General features: G+C 63.2%; 17 protein-coding genes and 1 pseudogene. 12 read left to right on the top strand and 6 right to left on the bottom strand.

Features of this window, described 5'->3' with window-relative positions:
• Positions 1-3: 3 nt before the first annotated feature.
• From A3M3_RS0100130 to A3M3_RS29410, 6 genes and pseudogenes are all read right to left on the bottom strand, one after another.
• Positions 4-2,439, bottom strand: coding sequence for a site-specific integrase (locus A3M3_RS0100130; RefSeq protein WP_028264595.1), 2,436 nt, complete (start codon positions 2,437-2,439; stop codon positions 4-6).
• Positions 2,440-2,441: 2 nt separating this feature from the next.
• Positions 2,442-3,653 (bottom strand): tyrosine-type recombinase/integrase, encoded by a 1,212-nt coding sequence (locus A3M3_RS0100135; RefSeq protein ID WP_028264596.1) that lies wholly within the window; start codon positions 3,651-3,653, stop codon positions 2,442-2,444.
• Positions 3,654-3,724: 71 nt separating this feature from the next.
• Positions 3,725-4,429 (bottom strand): annotated as a pseudogene (istA, locus tag A3M3_RS23350) (IS21 family transposase); the annotation flags it as partial.
• A 235-nt stretch (positions 4,430-4,664) separates the two neighbouring features.
• Positions 4,665-5,678 (bottom strand): hypothetical protein, encoded by a 1,014-nt coding sequence (locus A3M3_RS0100145; protein WP_028264598.1) that lies wholly within the window; start codon positions 5,676-5,678, stop codon positions 4,665-4,667.
• A 429-nt stretch (positions 5,679-6,107) separates the two neighbouring features.
• The gene (locus A3M3_RS0100150) at positions 6,108-6,344 is read right to left on the bottom strand and encodes a hypothetical protein (protein WP_155854247.1); all 237 of its coding nucleotides are present in this window, start codon (positions 6,342-6,344) and stop codon (positions 6,108-6,110) included.
• Positions 6,345-6,434: 90 nt separating this feature from the next.
• Positions 6,435-6,785 carry an HTH domain-containing protein gene (locus tag A3M3_RS29410; protein ID WP_081736646.1) on the bottom strand — a complete coding sequence of 117 codons (351 nt, stop codon included), beginning with the start codon at positions 6,783-6,785 and terminating at the stop codon, positions 6,435-6,437.
• A gap of 237 nt (positions 6,786-7,022) precedes the next feature.
• Here A3M3_RS29410 and A3M3_RS0100160 point away from each other — a divergent pair, with 237 nt between their 5' ends.
• The 12 genes from A3M3_RS0100160 to A3M3_RS0100215 are packed head-to-tail and all read left to right on the top strand — an operon-like array spanning position 7,023 to position 18,855.
• A complete protein-coding gene (locus A3M3_RS0100160) occupies positions 7,023-7,427 on the top strand; it encodes a hypothetical protein (RefSeq protein WP_028264601.1) in 405 nt (134 codons plus the stop codon).
• 44 nt (positions 7,428-7,471) lie between these two features.
• Positions 7,472-8,503, top strand: coding sequence for a M23 family metallopeptidase (locus A3M3_RS0100165; RefSeq protein WP_231497150.1), 1,032 nt, complete (start codon positions 7,472-7,474; stop codon positions 8,501-8,503).
• Entirely contained in the window at positions 8,503-8,994 is a 492-nt protein-coding gene (locus tag A3M3_RS0100170; RefSeq protein WP_028264603.1) for a hypothetical protein, read from the top strand. The genes A3M3_RS0100165 and A3M3_RS0100170 overlap by 1 nt, the downstream gene beginning before the upstream one ends.
• Positions 8,995-9,030: 36 nt before the next feature.
• Positions 9,031-10,365 carry a MinD/ParA family ATP-binding protein gene (locus tag A3M3_RS0100175; RefSeq protein ID WP_028264604.1) on the top strand — a complete coding sequence of 445 codons (1,335 nt, stop codon included), beginning with the start codon at positions 9,031-9,033 and terminating at the stop codon, positions 10,363-10,365.
• A 2-nt stretch (positions 10,366-10,367) separates the two neighbouring features.
• Positions 10,368-10,886, top strand: a complete 519-nt coding sequence (locus A3M3_RS26775; protein WP_051422860.1) for a hypothetical protein — start codon at positions 10,368-10,370, stop codon at positions 10,884-10,886.
• On the top strand, positions 10,883-11,164 hold the full coding sequence (locus A3M3_RS0100185) for a hypothetical protein (protein WP_028264605.1): 282 nt from the start codon (positions 10,883-10,885) through the stop codon (positions 11,162-11,164). Before A3M3_RS26775 ends, A3M3_RS0100185 begins: the two co-directional genes overlap by 4 nt.
• Before the next feature lie 11 nt (positions 11,165-11,175).
• Positions 11,176-11,874 (top strand): hypothetical protein, encoded by a 699-nt coding sequence (locus tag A3M3_RS0100190; RefSeq protein WP_028264606.1) that lies wholly within the window; start codon positions 11,176-11,178, stop codon positions 11,872-11,874.
• On the top strand, positions 11,867-13,183 hold the full coding sequence (locus A3M3_RS26780) for a hypothetical protein (protein ID WP_051422861.1): 1,317 nt from the start codon (positions 11,867-11,869) through the stop codon (positions 13,181-13,183). The genes A3M3_RS0100190 and A3M3_RS26780 overlap by 8 nt, the downstream gene beginning before the upstream one ends.
• Positions 13,180-14,688, top strand: a complete 1,509-nt coding sequence (locus A3M3_RS23365) for an SCO6880 family protein (protein WP_035741092.1) — start codon at positions 13,180-13,182, stop codon at positions 14,686-14,688. Before A3M3_RS26780 ends, A3M3_RS23365 begins: the two co-directional genes overlap by 4 nt.
• Entirely contained in the window at positions 14,685-16,175 is a 1,491-nt protein-coding gene (locus A3M3_RS0100205; protein ID WP_081736647.1) for a hypothetical protein, read from the top strand. Before A3M3_RS23365 ends, A3M3_RS0100205 begins: the two co-directional genes overlap by 4 nt.
• Entirely contained in the window at positions 16,175-18,007 is a 1,833-nt protein-coding gene (locus A3M3_RS23370; protein ID WP_051422862.1) for a type IV secretory system conjugative DNA transfer family protein, read from the top strand. The genes A3M3_RS0100205 and A3M3_RS23370 overlap by 1 nt, the downstream gene beginning before the upstream one ends.
• The gene (locus A3M3_RS0100215; protein WP_028264608.1) at positions 18,004-18,855 is read left to right on the top strand and encodes a DUF4913 domain-containing protein; all 852 of its coding nucleotides are present in this window, start codon (positions 18,004-18,006) and stop codon (positions 18,853-18,855) included. Before A3M3_RS23370 ends, A3M3_RS0100215 begins: the two co-directional genes overlap by 4 nt.
• Positions 18,856-18,936: the final 81 nt, after the last annotated feature.

An 18,936-nucleotide genomic window follows, 5' to 3' on the forward strand; every position in this document is an offset into this window, starting at 1 on the left:
TGATCAAATTTTCTTGGCGGAGGGCAACCCGAGAGAGACAGTCGGTTGGCCCGTCCGGCGCCGTTGAGCCTGGGCGAGTTTGTCTTCGGCTCCTGCGAGACTGACTTGCAGGCCTTCGATCTCGCCGATCCATCCTTCCCGTTCAGCCTCGGCGATGCGGGCAAGGAGGTTGTCGCGGATCTCGAGGAGCCGGCCATGCTGGGCAGGGTCGGGCCAAAGCATCGGGCAGCGGATGCAGGCGTGCTCGTGGATGCAAGGTGTTCCGAACGCTCGTCCGCAGGTCCCGGCCGCGACTTTGCGTTTCTCGAAGTGCCCGAGGAACTCTTTCCATTCTTCTTCGGTGGGGGTGCGGTATTCCTCGCTGGGCCGTAGCGACCGTCTGCGGGCGAGGAATGCCAGGTGGGCGTCGATGGCCTCGGTGGGGTAGACGGCCTTGTAGCCCATGGTGACGTTGATGTCTCGGTGGCCGGCAATGATCTGCGCGATGTGTGGCGGCAGCCCACTGAGGACGGCTTCGGTGATGAACAGCCTTCTAAAGTCGTGCGGTGTGAAGTGCAGCGGTTCTCCCGTGACGGGATTGACCAGGCCGGAATGTTCCAAGGCTGCGGTGAGCAGTTTGCGGATCAGTCCCGCGCTCATCGCGCGGTGCTCGCCCACGACGCGGCGCTGGAAAAGGAGAGGCGCCGCTGGTCTCCAGACTCGCTCGTGGTCGTCGTATGCTTCGACCAGCGGAATGGCTCCGGTCTTCGGGTTCTGGACGCGGCGGATGATCAGGCTGAGGACGTCGGCTAGTTCGGGACTGACCACCAGCAGCCGCTCGGTATCGGTCTTTGACGGCGCGATCTGCAGCAAGGGAACGATTTCTCCGGTGGTGGGCAGCCGGTATTGGATCAGACTGTGGTGGGACAGTTCGGTGAGTTCCTCGACGCGGATCCCGGTAGCCCGAAGGGTCTCGACGGCGGCGAAAGCCCAGAACGCGTGTTCTTCCTCGCGACCCAAATCGCGCCGCTGACCGGTGTCGGGTTCGACTGCCCAGATCTTCACGGCAGCCGCTCGGGATGGAGCCACTCGCATCAGGTTTTGACCGGCCGCGGTGAACGTCGCTCCCGGGGCCGTCCGGGTTGCTGATTCGAACAGTTCGGCGGCTTCCTTCCGGCGCCGGTTCACGCTCTCGACCAGGACTGGCAGGACCGGTAGGCGTTCTCGCGTGCGGGCGTCCATGCGGGACTTCAGGTGGCGCTTGGCCTTCCGGCGGTCGATCTCCTCCCTTCCGATCGGGCAAGGGGCGACCCAGTGCGCCCAGCGGGCCGGGTCCTCGACGGCCCACTGAGCCAGGTCGAGGTAGAGCGCCCGGACAGGAGTCAGGCATTCGCGGTAACTGACCCGCTCGACTTCGGCATCACGTTTACGGCCATCGGAGTCGGTGACGGAACGGGTGATGGTGCGCAGTCTCCGCTTCCAGGCCGCGGCGACGCCGGCGGGGAGGTCGAGGCTGTCAATGCCCGGGTGATGGCGTTCCAGATCGGCCCAGAACAGCCCCGCCAAGTGGTAGGTGATCGAGGTCAGACTACTGTAGTCGAGGCTTGCCTGGCGTTCCTTGAGGTAAGCGATCAAGAGACCGCGGATGTGGTCGGAAGAGAGTTGGTACTGGTCGATCATCTGTTCGGGGGTTTTCTGTCCGGCGACGCGCAAGTGGCGCAACGTGGCTGGCGCGTCGGGTCCGAAGGAGCCCATCTCGTGCAGCAGCCGGTAGAACAGGCCGGTCGAGCCGATAGTGGTGCCGCGCGTGGAGGCTTCGGCGTCCAATACTTCCACGACATCACCGGGGGTGATGTCGCTGATCGTCCCGCCCATGGCCGAGACCAGCGCGGCGGCGCGGTATAGGTTGCGGGTCAGTGCAGTCTGGGAGACGTTCGGGTCGGCGGTGCATTTGGCCCGGAGTTCGGCGAATCCGGCAGGGTCGCGCATGGCCGCCATAGTCCGGGCCAAGGACCCGGACCCGAATGCCGCGATGCAGAGCCAGGAGAGTGAGGGGCGGATCAGGTCGGCGCCGAATACGATGTGGAGCGAGCGGAGGAACTGTTCGTCATTCCATTGGCTCTCCCTGCCTAGGTTTCGCAGCCAGGCCAGGGGAATCTGCCGCCAGGGCCGACCTGCTGCTTCAACGCCGGTCGCCGACCATCGTTCCTGCCACGTCGCGCCCGGATGCTCGTCAAGCCAGTCCAGAACCCATTGACTGCCCTGACGGGGGATCTTGATGTGATCGCTCGCCTCTACATGTCGCGATCTCATGCGGGTCAACGCTGCGTCCCGGTCCAGCATCGTTGCAGCCCAGCGCGTGGCGGTCGGCCGGGCCCGAAGTGATTCGCTCAGCAGTGGTGCGGTGACCTGCTGGGTACTGCGGTGAGCTTTGGGATCGTCAACGACCAGGACAGTCATAGTCATGACCTTCCGAACAGGATTTGCAGGGTCTCGGGCGCATAGCCCGGTGCCGGCGCTGGAACTGCCCGGCGCTCGGCTTGGCGGGTCTGTTGCTCGTGGTGCTCCAAGACCCGCCGGATTACTTCCTGCTTGCGCGGAGTGAGGTAGATCTGCGTGGTCGTCAGCAGCGCGTGCCCGAGCACGAACTGGACATCGGTCAATGGCAGATTCGGGTCTTCGGCCATCCGGTAGGCCGCCGTATGCCGCAGCCCGTGGAGCGTCGCATCGCTCCCTGCCGCACGGACCGCCCGCTCGAACATTCGGTGCGCCGCATGGTAAGTCAGGGGACGATAGGGCTCCCGGAGCGTCCACCAGATCGGCATCGATCGCCCTTTCGGCAGGCGTCCTTGCATCTCGAGCTCATAGAGCCGGAGCCAAACGAACGCGTCAGTTGAAGCCGGCAGCTCCTGACTCGCCCCCGAGCCTTTCCGGATCACTGTGATCACCTGCCGGCCCGGATCAACACCGCTGCGCAGGGCCGACAACAGCTCCGAGGCCCTGGCCCCGGTGGAGACATAGAAGGCAACCAGCGCACGATCCCGATGTGAGGGCAGGCGCGCAAAGATCTCGTTGAATTTCGCGTCAGGAATGCTGCGCGGGATCCTCGAGGCAAGTCGCGGCCGGAACAGGCCGCTGCGTTCGTTTCGGTGGGGCTCCATTGGATTGTGATGGGCATGCGCACGACCCCCGCGCCGTGGACGCTCCAACGGGAACGGGTTGAGCAGTGGCCCGGTTCCTGTGTCGAGGTGGAAGTCGTAGAACCGGCGCAGCACCGTCTCGGTGTGTGCCCGGACCGCGGGCGAATACGGGACCGGCTTCGCCCGGCGCTTCACTGATTCGCCGGGCCTGCGCCAATGCGATCGTTGCGGCTTGCCCGATACCAGCATCCAGCGGGCGAAGTCACGGGCCTCGACCCGGCTCGCCCGGTTCCAGGCGACGTCGATCTCCCAGAGGAAGCGGAACCACCGCAGCAGGTCCATCCCGTAGGAACGCAGCGTCGAGGCCGATCTGCCTGCCGCCTGCAACTCGTCGAAGAACGCCGATACCGCCGCGATCGGTGCGCCTCCGGCATCAACTAGCCGACACGGCCGACACAGGTCCCCTGTGCTTTCAACCGCCCCTACCAGCGGCACCGACAGTCGAGCCAGGTCTCTGTCCACGTCTTCGCTCATCACAAGACAGACCGTAGTCAGCGAACCAGAATCTAGGCGTCAACCAGCACAAACGCGTGTCGTAGTTCAGTAAACGGGTAGAACGAACGGAACAGCACCCACCGGTCGTTTTCCAGGCGGTTCCGGCCCTGACCGAACACCACGGACCTGACGGCACTGGTGAGGTTGTCATAGCGGATGTGTTTGACCGGCACGCCGCCGATCTCGTTGAACGCCTCGACATGGCCTTCCAGAAATGCTTCCTGGGCCTGGGTGGGGTAAATCCGGTGGATGGCCTTGCCGGAGTGGGAGAGCCGGAAGATGAACATGTGGCATTTCGTCTTTACCCCGTCCAGCACGATCCAGACTTCACCGAAGTCCACTTCCGCTTCCGCGCCCGGGGCGTGCTCCTGGGGAACGAACACCTCAACCCGGCGGCCGGCCTCCACATCGATCTGCGCCCGGCGGACCCGAACGTAGTCACGCACCGTCGAATACGACAACTCCTCCGCTCCGTGCTCTTCGATGAGCCGGGCAAGAATCCTCCGGGCAGTGTGACGCTGCTTCCTCGGTGCCGTCGTGTCCTCAACGAGCATGGCGTCGATCGCCAGTTTAAAAGGATCAAGCCGCGGCGAGGATCGTTCAGGAGTTTTGCGCTCTGGCGGGACCGGGGAACTCAACGCCTTACGCACGGTTTTCCGCGCCACCTGGTGCCTGCGGGCAAGCTCCCGAATTGACGCCCGCTCCACCCGGGCATCCCTCCGAATCTGCGCGAACAACTCCACTCTTGACCCCATCCCGGGCCCTCCCGTCGTCGATCCAACACTGGATGGATCAACGCTCACAGGTGGGTACCATTCAAGCCGTCATTAGGTTCGGCATGTCCGGCTGGTGGGTACCGTTCGGGCCGTCCTAGTGGGCTCCGATCAGACTGACATACTCAGTGGGCCGGTGGAGACCGGAGGATACATCTCAAAGCGGTCCACATTGGGTGTCAGCGCGTAGTTTGCTTCTCATTTTGGGAAGCCATGGTCATGCGCTTTGGGCTTCCTGTGCCAGGGCAACTCGCTCGCGCCACCCCATGGCAAGAGGGGTGTAGGTGGCCCATTCGCCGCGTTCGCGTTCCCGGCGTTCCTGGGCGGCGCGACGTTCGGCCACCCGCTGGGCTTGTTCGGCTGCCTGCTTCTGGCTGGGAGAGCGGTAGAACCCGCCATCCGGGCGGATCCACTTGCCCAGACGGAAGCGGAGCCAAGCCCCGGTGTTGTCAACGCCGGCCGCTCCGTCGTGGTGGTAGCGGGCGTCCGTGTTCGGGCGCCAATCGATGGCGTGCTTGAGGTCTTTGACCGTCCAGCCTGCCCGGAGGAAAGGCCGGCAGATGGCGGCGACATGGGCTGTGGAGATGCGTTGGAGGGGAAAAGACCTGAATTGGAGCTCCAGCGAGGCTAGACGCTCGGCCTCGCGGCGCTCACGCTTGTTCCCGGCGTTTGTCGTTGTGTTTGGATCCCAAAAGGGTTCTTTCCGGTTGAGCAGCTGGTGATTGACCTCGCGCCGCTGTGCGGCGCGTTTGGAAGACGTCAGCGGCGGAGCCGCTTCCATTTGAATTTTTGAATCCCCTTCGCGCATCGCGTGCGGGGGGTTGTTAACAGCCCTAGTGGGCACCGGTACGCTACTTTTTTCCACAGACTGAACGTCGGCCTTTTCCAGCAGCACATAGATGGCTGCTTCGTTCTCGGTGCGGCCGCTAGATTTAGGCGTGAACTCGGCTGTGCGACCCGTGGCCACGACGGCGAGGACGCCCCAGTCACGGAGTCGGCGGAAGTAATTGGAGATGCTCTTGGAGGGGAATCCAAACCGCTCCTGGAGCCGTTGCCAGAGCGGCATGATGGTCATGCTGGCGGGGTCAAAGCCAGGGCCTTGGGCGATGGCATTCACGAACCGCCAGATGTTGGCTTTCAAGTCTTTGCGAGCCAGCTGGAACTCCGCGAGCTCCTGAATGCTACGCAGCCAGCGAATGATGTGGCGGGCAGGCCTGTACCCGGCCGGCACGACGGACCATACGGCGCGGTTGCTGCGCTCGTTGGCTTTGCGTACGCGTCTGGGCTTGTACTTGCCAGCACGCCCTTTACGGCGCTTCCTGGAGCCAATAGCGGATCCAGATCCGGGTTCAGCGGCGGCCGGAAGGCCTGCTCCCAGAGCAGAGACGTTCTCGGGCGTCAGCTGTAGCCGCCGGGGGCCTGGCTCATCCTCTAGCCGAGGTCCATCGGCTGTGACTTGACAGGAAACACGACTACGAGCATGCGTTGACGCCGGAACCGGGTCCGGTACCATAGGCAGCAATAACCTTTCGTTTGAAGGGTGCAAAAAGGGGAGCGTCCTCGCGAGAGGAAGCTTGAATAGTTCAGATCGTGATCCGCCAAGAACAAGGATCTGAACGACATACTTAATGAAGGCCCGCCTAGTGCGGGCCTTCAGTTTTTAACTGGCCTTAGCGATAGGCAATGCCTCCTGCAGGCTCTGACGGTCTACCCACGCGGGGAGGCCGTCCGCTTCAAGTTCAAGGTGGTTGAGGATGAGTTCCAGGCCCTGGGCGTCACTGAGTCCCATGCGCTCGGAAACCTCATGGAGTTTGTCCTTGCAGTGCTTCGGGATTGCGTAGTTGACCTGCACGTTGCTGATACCTGTGCCGCGTTTACGGCGAAGAACAGTTCCCATGACGCCCACACTAGCCATAGGGCTAGTGCAAAGTTTTCCGACACGCCGCGCCGCACGTCTGATGTGTCATTAAGTACGACAACGTGGAGGCTATGTTCCCCGCAGGAAATCCAGGTAAGTGTTTATGGCTGCTTCGCGGGCTTCCACATTCAACTTGTAGACGCGCCACCTGTCTGACTGGCCCTTACCCTCTGCCTGGTGGGAGGTCACGCCGCGCTGCGTCTCGATCTCTTTTAGATATCTCCAGACGGTCCGGTAATCCACATTTAGATCGCGACCAATTTCCCCGGACGTTGCTCCATCGGGATGCTGCGCGAGGTATCGAAGGATTGATGTTCGGAGCGCGTTGACCCCAAGCATGTTCAAGGACCCCTCCGTGAGGCCAGGAATCGCGAGTGGGACATATTTCGGCACCTCCCTATTGTGTATCAAACTGTGCATTCCTGATGATATGCCATATAATGTGATATGACGATATGGCCCGAAACTCAGCTACCAGCGTGGCGTGAGCTTCTGCACAGGGAGGCCGTGTGACAAGCACTTTTGGTCCTGTCTGTGAAGAATGACGAGCTGGTCCAACGTCAGTTTTGTCGGTCGTTGCTGTTAGTTGTGGGAATGATGTTCTAGGGGGATGGGCAGATAGTGAAGACTTCATTGCCGTTCGGCACGGAGTGGCCGATGAACGGAGCTCTTCGTGATCGGGCCGCGCAGGTAAGCGAGAATTTCCGCTCGTGGGTTGATGGCTTGAACCTCCCGGACGATCAGGTGCGGGTGCTCTCTGAGCTTCTGGGCATGATGGACGCGCGGGAGTTCGTCGAAGGCAGGGCCGCGTGCGTGACGTATGAGGCCGAGGTCGCCCGGCTTACGGGGCTGGGAGACTCCCTGAACGCCGTCGTGGCCGACCTAGTGTCCGCCGGCTTGTTGACATCCCATCCCGCATCAGACGTTTTCCCAGACCGTCGCCCCGGCGTCGTTTTCCGTGTCCGCCGCCCGGACGTGGTCCTGACGGTGGAGGCTGCCGGGCCATTGTGGACGGCTGACTCCTGGGTGCGGCGGCGTTCTGCCGTTCGGTCCGCATCGTGAAGGGCGGCGCTGGGAGCGTAGGCCTGGCTGTAGGGGCTTTTCTTTTGGCCCCCATTTTGATTGTGGTGCTGTTCTTGGGTGCGGGTGGGGCTAAGGCTGCCTCCTCCTGTGGTGTGGCCGGCGGCAGTGTGGCCGTGGGTAGCATTCCGGCGAAGGCGGGTGCTTTCTCTGGTAAGCAGCTGGAGAACGCGGCCGCGATCATGAAGGCGGCGAAGGATCTTGGTCTGCCGGCGGCGGCTCAGATTCTTGGTGTGCAGGCCGCTATTGGGGAGTCCACGCTGAACGTCATCGACCACGGCGACGTGGCGGGCCCGGACTCACGCGGGCTGTTCCAGCAGCGGGACAACGGCGCGTGGGGCTCTTATTCGGACCGGATGGACCCCTACATCAGCGCCACGAGCTTCTTCAAGGCGCTGAGCAGGGTTGCTGGTTGGGAGCAGCTGGAGCCCAGTACGGCCATTCACCGCGTTCAGGGCAATGCTGTGGAGGACCACTACGCGCAGTTCCGTGCTCCTGCAGCTGAGGTAGTGAAGGCCCTGGGCGGGGAAGCCACGGCCGGGATTGATGCCAGCGGGGCATGCCCCAGCGCCGGCGGAGCTGTCTTGGGTGAACTCTCCGGTAAGTGGGTCCACCCGCTGCCCGGTGCGGTCATGAGTAGTGGCTATGGCCCCCGCGCTGCACCTGCCGGGACGGTTGGGGGAGTGCTGGCGAATTTCCACTATGGGATCGACTTCGCTACTCCCGGCCGCGCGGGAACCATCGTGGCGGTGACGGATATGAAGATCGTCAAGGTCCGCAACCTTGACGGCACGTTCGGCACGGGGGTGACCGGCCAAACCACGGACGGGAAGCTGACCATCGGCATGTACCACATGGAGGCCGGGTCAGTGAAGGTCAAGGAAGGCGACGTGGTGGCCGCCGGGACCCCGCTGGGAACCGAGGGGGCCACGGGCAACGTGACCGGGCGGCACCTGCACATGGAGTTCTTCCCAGGCGCCCTGCCCAACCCCATGGTCCCGATCAACCAGACCACCGACCCAGCACCGATCCTCAAAGCACAGGGAGTGAGCTTCTAATGAGCACCAAGAATTTCGGCCTTGTCCTCGCGGTCGCGGCCGCGGCCCTCACGGGCTGCGCTGCCCCGGCTTCGAACACCACCCCTCAGCCTGCCGAGTCGAGCAGCGCCGCAGTGGAGCTGCACGAACACGACGAGGATCACGGCGTGCCGGTCGTGACCTGGGATGCCTCGGCGGAAGCGGAGGTCAAGGCTCTTGCCATTGATCTGATGGGTAAGTTTGCTCGTCCGGACGTGACGGCACGGGCGTGGTTCGATGCGCTCCAGCCGCGCATGAGCGCCGATTATCAGGAGTCCGCGCAGTACATCGACCCTGGCCGGATCCCGGTCACCAAGATTCTCTCTGGCCCGGTCCTGGTCAGGGAGAAGGGGAACCCTATGTCGGTCACGGCGGAGTTCTCCACGAATAACGGCCCGTGGGTTCTCTCTCTCCACCGGTCAGGGCAGGAGGAACCGTGGCTGATTACTCGTGTCGCTCCAAAAGATTCCTAAACAGCATCACCACTCCGAAAAGAAAGAGGTAGGCCCATGGCAATCGAAAAATCGCTGATCCAGCCGGAACCGGTGATCAGCGCCATCATCAACGGGGACAACACCGGTGTTCTGAAGATCAACGGGGAAGAACACCCCTACGAAGCCCTGGACGTGAACGACCTGCGCCAGGCGCTCATGAAGCGCGTCATCGGAGAGGCAGCCACCCTCGGCCGCCCCGTCCGTGTGACCTCGATGGACGACACCGGGGTTTCCTACCTGGTGGTCTCACCGTCTGGTGAAGTCGAGGAAGAGCAGCCCGCAACGGTCCCGGAGGATGCCAGCGCGATCATTGAGCGCATCCCGTCCGTGCCCGCCGCGACAACCACGCTGGCGGCGGCTAGGTCCACTACGACCGTCGTCAGGGAGCCAGCCTCGTCCGCTGCACCAGCAGCGGCAGAGACGGTTACCCGCCGGTCTATCAGGGAAGCGGGGAGCTTCCTTGCTGCCCCCAGCGCCGTTGAGCCGGCTACTCAGGGATTCCGGGGTCTGCTGAACAGCCTGGGCCTGTCCCTCGCGCCGTCCGAGGATGAACTGAGCGAACGCGAGGATATCCGGCTGGCATCCAAGCACTTCGCCGGCACCCGAACCATTGCAGTGGTCAATCAGAAAGGCGGATCGAACAAGACACCCACCGTGGCTGGCTTGGCTGCCGTTTTCGGCCGCAACGGCGGCAGCGTCGTGGGGTGGGATAACAACCCCACGACAGGGACTTTGGGGTGGCGTACAGAGAAGGGTGACCATGCCAGGAGCGCACTGGACGTAATCGCCGCCGCTGATGCGCTGCTCTCGCCCACAGCCCAGTCGGCGGACATCAACGCATTCGTCCACCACCAGAGCACGGACAAGTACGACGTATTGCGCTCTGACGCTGATGTGGATGGCACGCACGAAGTAACCGCTGAAGAGGTTGACGTACTGCATCGGGTCGTCTCCAAGTACTACCGGCTGATCCTCATGGATTCAGGCAACAACCACCGAAGCGCCGAGTGGAACCGTATGATCGACCACGCGGACCAGCTGGTGGTTCCCACCACCAATGAAGAGGACCGGGTAGAGGCTGCTCTCCTGACATTGCAGGGCCTGGACCTGAAGGCTGAGCGCTCTGCCGAACTCGCTTCCAATGCCGTTGTAATCGTCTCGGAACGGCAAAGAGGCGAGGCCCGGCTCTCGCAGGAGACGGCAGAGAAGTTCCGGCCCTACGTCCGGGATGTGGTTGTGGTGCCCTTTGATGAGGCGTTGAAGTCCGGTCAGATCCGTTTCGGCGCCCTCCAGCCTGCAACGCGCAGGGCGTGGTTGCGGGCGGCAGCAGCGGTGGCGCGTGGGCTATGAACGTGACCGAAAAGACCGAGAACGTCAGTCCCTGGGTGACGGCCGCACAAAGCATCGCACCGGAAGTCCGCGCCGCCGCACCTGAAGAGGAACCAACCCCGGCAGCCGAAGAACAGCCTGTCGGTTTCGTGGCCGCGCACGGCGGTGCCGGGGCCACGGCTTGGGCTTCGATCCTGGACGGTGCCGACCACGGCCAGCAGCTTCCCACGGACGGGACACCCGTGGTGCTTGTCGCCCGCGCCAGCCTGCACGGCATCGATGCGGCCAAAGCCGCCATTGCTGCCCACGGCCGGGCTGCGTTCAGCGCGGTCCTGATTGTCCCGGCCGTACCGGGACGGACCCCCAAGCTGATCCAGAACGAACTCAAGGTTCTAGCTGGTGCCGTTCCTCTGGTCCCCGCCCCCTGGGTTCCGGGGTTGCTGATCAAGCGCTCTGCACTGGCCGATTTCACGGATGTACCGGCAAAAGACCTGGCAAAGGTCCGAGCCGCACTTTCAATCACTAAAGGAGAAATGAAATGACTGTATTCACCAAACTCACCGAGGTAGCAACCATGGTTGTAGCCGAAGCCAAGCCGCTCCCCGGCCCGGTCCAGGACGGCCTTGACACCGTTCTGATGTGGACCAAGATCATCGGCGGTTCCCTCGCCGTGCTGGGCCTGATGATCCTTTTCATCGGCCTGTTCTTCGCTCACCAGCGCGGCCGCGGTGAAGAGTTCATGGGCAAGGCCGGATGGTGGCTCACAGGCGCTATCGGCCTGGGTACCGCCAGCCTCCTCGGCGCACTGTTCGTCGGATAAGGAGGCGACCATTGAGCAAGGTGCAGAACCCCCAAACGTTGAGGGGAAAGGTCGCGCTGTGGGCATCAGTCGCGTTGGTCTTCCTCGTCGCCATTCTGTTGTTCCTGATCCTGGTCAAACCAGCCGGAACGACACCGCCCAACCCGATAGCGGTAGAAGCCACCAAAGCAACAGGTGATTGCGACGTGCCCGAAGGGGACACGTCCTCTAAGCCGGCCATGCCCAAAGACCTCCGCTGGGAAGCCGACAAGGGGTGGACGTGGCCCGTCTCGGACACCTACGGCCCCACCAAAACAAAAGACGGATTCCCTGTCTGCTTCGCCCGCTCACCCTTGGGTGCGGCACTCACCGCTGTGTCGATGAATGCGGCGGGGAACCTCATCAACGCACGCAAAGCGGGTGAGGTTTACGCGATCGATTCTCCTGGGAAGAAGGTTCTGCTGGACAAGACCCCGGACAAGGCCGCAGGAACCACTCCGGCAACCTTCGCCGGATTCATCGTGGACAGCTTCACCGGTGACGAAGCGTCAATAACGCTCGTCGTGGCTACCGCTGCGACTAGTTCAGGCTATGCCGGTCTTCCGCTCACCTTCCGCTGGGTTGACGGGGACTGGAAGCTGAAAGTTCTTGACGACGGCTCGACCTTTGTCGGCCAGCCGCCCGTTCCCGTCAAGGGCGGATTTGTGGAGTGGAGTGGTTCAAATGGCTGATTGCAATCCTTTGACGGATGGTTTGGCCTGCGTTGCCGGCAAAGTGGTTGGCGGTGTGGGGAACGCGGCCTCAGGTGCGGTGAACTCTGCCGTCGATTCGGGAGCCAACAGCCTGGGTGAAGCCATGATGGGCGCCTGGGATTCGATCATGAAGGGTTTCCTGACCTCCTGGCTGGATGCCGGGATGCTCGTCAGCCTGGACGGTGCCTCCATGCAGTGGCTGTCTGACCAGTTGCAGGTAATCAGCATCTTCCTGACGACGGTGGGAATCATGGTCGCCTGCATCTGGACTATGGTCCACGCCCGTGGGGATCAGGCAGTGAAGGCCTCGAAGGCCCTGTTCATGGTCTTCATGGTGACCACAGCCGGGACCGCGCTGATGCAGGTCGCCATCCCCGCTGGGGACGCCTTCGCGAAGTACATCCTCGACGAGGCCGGCGTGACCGTTAACGGTTATGACCAGCTCGGCCCGGCAGCCGGGGCCGTTGGTCAAATCGGTCCCGGCTTGGCGATTGTGGCCGGAATTTTCGGGGTGATCGCTACTTTGTTGCAGTGGATCATCATGATCGTCCGCGCCGTGGTCCTGCCTTTGCTGGTCGCTGTGTGGCCGGTCGCCGCTGCGGCGGCCATGATCCGCGGTGCCGAAGGTGGCTTCTCGACGGTCACTAAGTGGCTGATTGCTTTCCTGATTTACAAGCCTGTCGCGGCAATCATTTACGCGTTCGCGTGGAAGTTGAAGTCGGGTGATGACGGGATTGGAGGCGTCATCAACGGCATGTTGCTGCTGGTGCTGGCTGTTGCTGCCCTTCCGGCGCTTATGAAGCTCCTTAGCCCAGCGACGGCCGCGATGGGCTCAGCTGCTGGCGGGACCATGGCCATGGCTGCCGGCGCTGCTGTCGTCGGTGCCGCCGTGGCCGGGGGAGCGGCCGTGATGACCGGGGGCGGCTCTGCCGCCGCTGGCGCTTCCGCTGGGGGAACTGCGGGCCGGTTCAGTTCACCGTCTCCCGGCAATTCCACAGCGCAGGGTGCTTCACCGGACGTTTCCACGTCCGGCGGCTCAGGTGGTGCTTCCTCCTCTGGCCCGAGCGGTTCTACCGGTGGTGCTGGTCCGTCTGGGACACCTGGCGGTAGCGGCATTGCTGGTCCAAGCGGTGGTTCGCCTTCCTCGGGCGGGTTGGCGGCTGGCGGCGGTGCGTCGGCCGGGGCTTCCGGGCCAGGTTCGGGGCTTCAGGCTGCTTCTCAGTCTCTGGGCGGCGCTGTCGCTCAGGGAGCTAAAGACTCTGATGGAAAGGGAGTGTTGGGCTCATGAGCGATAACGCTGCACAGGAAAAATTCGGTAACTGGCTTCAGCCTGCTTCACCTGGTCTTTATGGCCTCAGCCTTCCCGCGCTGATCGTCTCGGCTGCGGGCTTGGTGTTTTCGCTGCTATTCATGATGAAGGGTCTGTATCTGGTGGCGCTGGTAGTGCTGCTGGTCACGGCCTTGGTCGTGCTGTTTGGCATGGTGAAATTCGGCGGCCGGACGATCATCGGCAAAATCACCGATTCGCTGTCCCTGGCTACCCGGAAGTCCTCCGGCTCGGCGTTCTACGTCACCGGGGCGCTGTCCACGCTTCCGCCGGAAGACGCGGAGCGCCTGCCCGGTGCCCTGCTGGACGTGGACACGATTTCAGGTACTGACGGCTTGGGCCGGAAGTACTCGCTGCTTCACCACAAAGCCGTGAACCAGCTGGCAGCCGTATTCGGCTGCTCCCCGGACGGGGCTTCGATGCAGGAACAATCCATGGTCAACGCCCAGGTCTCCAAGTACGGCAGCTGGCTCTCTTCCCTGAGCGTGGAAGAAGGCCTGACGGGGGCCACGGTTGTGGTCGATTCAGCCTCGGAATCCTCAGCCGGGACATGCGCAGCAATCCGTGACGACGTCGCCCCTGGTGGCCCGGCCTTCGCCAAGGAAGTCCTGGACCACGCGGTGGGAACCCTGCCCGCACGCTCGGCCGTGCTGAACGTCTACGCAACGATGGTCTGGGATGCAGCAACGCTGGGTGCAACCGATAAGGACGTGTCCTCTGCCGTAGCTGAGGTAGCCGCCCGCCTTCCTGGCCAAAGCGAAATGCTCCGTGATGCCGGGGCCGGCACACCCGAACCACTGGTGGAAGAAGAACTCGCCCACGTCGCGCAGCTGGCGTACCAGCCGATGCGCGATCAGGAAATGGCTTTGGATGCTCTCCAAGGCCGCCAGGCGGTCAAGGACTGGGAGCATGCCGGGCCGGGGTTCTTCGATGACTCACAGGGCCGCGTGGTGTTCCACGATGGCGTTGCGTCGATGACGCTGATGATGACTGTTCCTCCGGGCGCGCACATAACCTCGCGCAGTTTTGACCGGATTTTCGGGCCGAACGCGAAGTTCCTCCGCAAGCGCGTTGCACTGTTCTACCGTCCTGTGGACCCCGGTAGCGGGGCCAGAATCGTGGACAAGCTGGTGAAAACCGCTGATTGGAAGATCAGCACCCGCAAGGGCCGGCCCACGTCCTGGGACCGGGCGGCCAAGGCTGTAGCCGAAAAGACTGAAGAGGAGCTGGCGCAGGGTGCCAGGCTGTCGCTGTTTTCGATGATGGTCACGGTGACGTTTGCCCCGGATCAGAAGTCTTATCGGGACGCACTGAATCAGGTGAAGTCCCTTATGAACCAGCTGATCATGCCGTACCGGTTCGTGGAGCACGCCGGTTCGGCCGCGTTCCACACCACCCTTCCGTTCGGCGTTCTTCCTTGGCGGTACAGCACTACGCCCCTCTGGATCGGAAGTGGCACCAAATGAGTAAGCGCGGTAGCGAAGTGAATCACGTCAAAACATCCAAGGGCTTTACCGGGTTTGGCGGCGGCCGATGGGGCAAGCGTCCAGCGCCGCCGCAGTGGTATTCGTCCTCGACCCAGCTGTGCGGGATTTATCCGTTTTCGGCCGGCACGTCCCGGCCGAACGTCGGGACTCCGCTGGGCCGGGATATGAACGTGGGCACCGCCGTGGCCGGGGACATGAAGACCTGGTACGACGCGGGCCTGATTTCCTCACCCTCGATGATGCTCTTTGGCCTGAACGGGAACGGCAAGTCCTCGGTCGCGCAGCGGTTCATCTACTCCATGGCCGCGCGTGGCATCGTCCCGATGGTCTTTGACCCGCTGAAAAACGAATACCGCGAAGCCATCGAAAAGATGGGCGGCACGGTGTTCAGCGTCGGCCCGCGCGGGAAAGACAGGATCAATCTCCTGCACCTCGGGGCATTGGGGGATGCCGCTGCAAGGATCGGCGGTGTCCTGGGTGAGGAAATGCGGCAGGAGGCCATCGGCAAGGCCGTGGACATGGTTGCCCTGGTCGTCCAGATCAACCGCGGCCTGCCGCTGGCCGACAGTGAAGATGCGGTACTGGCCCTGCTGGTGCGCTCGGTCATCAACCGGGTCCGCAGACCTTCCCTGTATGACCTGAAAGCGGCGTTCCTGAACCCGCCGCCGGAAGTCCTCTCGGCGGTGGCCTGCAACGATGCGCAGCAGTTCCTCACGGAGTACCGGACATTGCACCTGTCCGTGCTGGCCGTCCTCAACGGCGAAATGGGGCCGCTGATTGGCGGCAGCGAATCCATGAGCATTCCCGTGGGAAATCCCGGCGGGTTCTGCTTCGATACCTCCTCAATCCCGGACTCGAACACGAAGCTGCTCTCGGCCGCGATGCTCGCCACCTGGAACATCGGCTTCTCGGCCATCGACGCGCACTGGGAACTGTCCCGGTATGACCCGTCCGTGCACTGGGGCGGTTACCTGTCCGTGCAGGACGAGTTCTGGTACCCGATGCGGGCCTGTGAGGGCATCATCGACCGGGCCGACCGGGTCGGGCGGACTAACAGGGGTAAGGGTGTAGCAGAGCTGAAGATCACGCACAGCCCCAAGGACTTCCTGTCCCTGCCCAACGCAAAGGACCGGGCCACGGCCAAGGGCTTCGCCCAGCGCAGCGGCCTCCTGGGCCTCATGGCCCTGTCCCTGGATGACCTGCACGAGCTCAGCGCGGTCCAGCCGCTCAACGCCAAGGAAATCGAGACGGTATCCGGTTTCAACGCACCGCCGGACTGGAAGCCGAAGCTGAACGCTGACGGAACCCCCGCCGCCCCTCCGGGCGCGGGAAAGATCCTCCTGAAGGTCCCCGGCCGGGTGGGTATCCCGGTGCAGATGACCCTGACTGAGATCGAGAAGAAGCATCACGTCACCGACGAACGCAGTAACCGGTTCGTTCGGACGGAAGAAGAGGAGGCTGCCTGATGGGTGCGCCAACACGGGCGCGGTACCTGCGCCGTAAAAACGCTGCAACGACGGCCGGCATGGCCGTGCTGGTCGGAGTGCTGCTGTCCGTGGTGGGCGGCCTGAGTGTTGGCGGGTTCTACGTCACCGGGACGTGGGCCAACCCGCCGGTCATCATCCAGGAGCTGGTGAAGGGCCCGCGTCAATTCTCGGGCCTGTACGTCGCCGGGATAGCCACCGTTGGGGTGGCTCTGGCCGCCCTGATCGTGGGTGGTTGGCTATTGCTGCGGAAGCTCGCCCCCCGCTCCTCGTGGGTAGACGCGGCGGCCCGGCACATGGCAACGGCCAAGGAGGTCAAGTCACTCTCGGTCAAGAGCGCATTGGCCGACAACCGGAAGATGAAATGCCAGGCCGAAGGCTGGCCCGGCTTCGAACTGGGCAAGATCATCCCCACTTCCCAGCCGTTGTACGCGAACGCTGAACTTGTCGGGCTGATCTTCGCCGGCCCTCGTGCCGGGAAGTCCGCCTCCTACGCGGTGCCTTTTATCCTTGAATCCCCTGGCGCGGTGATCGTGACGGAGAACAAGCGGTTCCTTACCGATGCCACGCGTGACGTGCGGGCCAAAAACGGCGGCACCATATGGGTCTTTGACCCGCAGAGAATCGTTGGGGAGAAACCCACCTGGTGGTGGAATCCGCTCTCGATGGTCCATGACGCGGCCAGCGCGTGGACTCTGGCTGACACGTTCGCGAAGGCCGAGATGGAATCCGTGGGAGAGAAGGGCTTCCAGTTCTTCGAGCTCCGCGCCACGCAGCTGCTGCGCGGGTTCTTCCTCGCGGCCGCCGTGAAGGGCTTGCCCCTGTCCACGGTGCAGGCCTGGATTTCTGACCGGGACGTACGGGAGCCCGAAGCGATTGCAATCCTGAACGACACGCGCCATGTGGAAGTCTTGAACCAGCTGGCGAGCATCTTCTCCCCGGACTCGCTGCCCGAACGCTCAGGTGTGTTCTCCACGGCGCAGATCATGACCGAATGCCTGACCAACCAGGAGATTTCCCGGTGGGTCAATCCTGCTGAGGGTGATACCGTGGCTTCCCCTGAGATTGAGGGCTCCGTTTACCGTGGCCGTCCCCATTTCAACCCGGCAGAGTTCGTCCGGGGCAAAGACACCCTGTATTCGCTCTCCAAGGACTCGGCCGGTGGCGGGCGCGCCCTCGTAACGGCGATGGCCGTGGCCGTCCTGGAAGCAGCCGTCGAGTATGCCACCGAGTGCCCCGGTGGACGGCTGCCGGTGCCCTTGGCGGCCATCCTGGATGAAGCGGCCAACGTCTGCCGCTGGTCCAAGCTCCCCAAGGAATACTCCCACTTCGGCTCACGCGGAATCCTCGTGGCCACCATTCTGCAGTCCTACTCCCAAGGTGAATCCGTCTGGGGCGAAAAGGGCATGGAAGCGCTCTATCAGGCCGCGAACTGGATTCTGTACCTGGGCGGGAACAAGCCGGGGCCGTTCCTGTCCAAAACCTCCGAAGCCGTGGGGGATTACTACTACACAACTCCCGGTTCACCCGGATCCAAGAACTCCCCACGAGGCCCCGAACAGGAACACCGGGACCGGATCTTCGATGTGGCCGAACTCGCCGCGCTCCCCAAGGGCCGGGGCATCCTCATCACCGGCCAGAACCGCGCTGCCCTGGTCAAGTCCACCCCGTGGATGTGGACCAAGCACGAAGAGGCCGTCAAGGCTTCCTTGCACGCCCATGACCCGCAGGCAGACCGCACCATCAGTGATGCAGAGGCCGAAGCCGACGCCGTACGCCGCAATCCTGACCTCACACCGGTAGCGGCACCGTGAGCGACACCCAGTCAGTCTCGGAGCGGGTCCCGGAGGATGATCTTCCGGGATCCGGCCTGTTCTTCGATGACACAGCCAACGAACCTGAGCCCTCCGTGACGGCGGCCGCCGTTCCCATTGCAGACGCAGCACCCGGCCCGGAGGAGTCAGCGGCTCTCAGCGCGTTGAGTACTGGCGGTGCCGCCCTGGCCGGGCTGGACGCCGCCGCCGTCGAGAAGCTGCTGACCAAAGTAGCTCTCCGCCGGTACACCAAGCGCATCGAAGAGGCAGTGGACGCCCGGCTCGATGACCTGGACTGGTCAGAAGTGGCCGCCGGCATCGAATCCCGTGTGGCAGGCCACGTGGCAGAAGCCGCCGGGGTCAACACCGAAACCGGTGAAATCAGCGATAACTCGGCCGCCGCCCCGGACACGGAAGGTTCGGCCTCCGTCACTGAGGAGACCGAAGAGGCTCCCGAGCCAGCATTCCGCACCGTCTATGACTTCTACGAAGGCATCTACGGTCCCCTGTATGAGCACTTCGATTCCGCACCCGGCGTCATGGCCCAGCGCGGTACTACCGGGATCAGGTGGTGCCGGCAGTGGTGGAACCACCAATCGGTGATGATGCGCATGACCGCTCTGTGGCAGGGATACGAGGTCGCCTACGCCGAAGGCGGCGGGGCTGTCAGTACCTGGATGCTCGATCACGCTGACCGCCACTTCGACCGGATCATGGCCGAAGGCGGGCCACTCTCCGAATGCCGGTCTGACCACGGCGACCAGATGGTCCGCTACCCCACTGATCCTCTGCCCGAAGGCCTGAACCTCGACGCGACAACCGTCCAGACCCCGGGACCCACTGAGTAGACCGCGTCACTTTCTCAAGTATCGGCATGTCTAATGCAACGGATTTGTTGCATTGAATTAAGGTGGGCGAGTGACAACAGA

The organism is Arthrobacter sp. MA-N2 (genome assembly GCF_000517125.1).
Taxonomy (GTDB): Bacteria; Actinomycetota; Actinomycetes; order Actinomycetales; family Micrococcaceae; genus Arthrobacter; species Arthrobacter methylotrophus.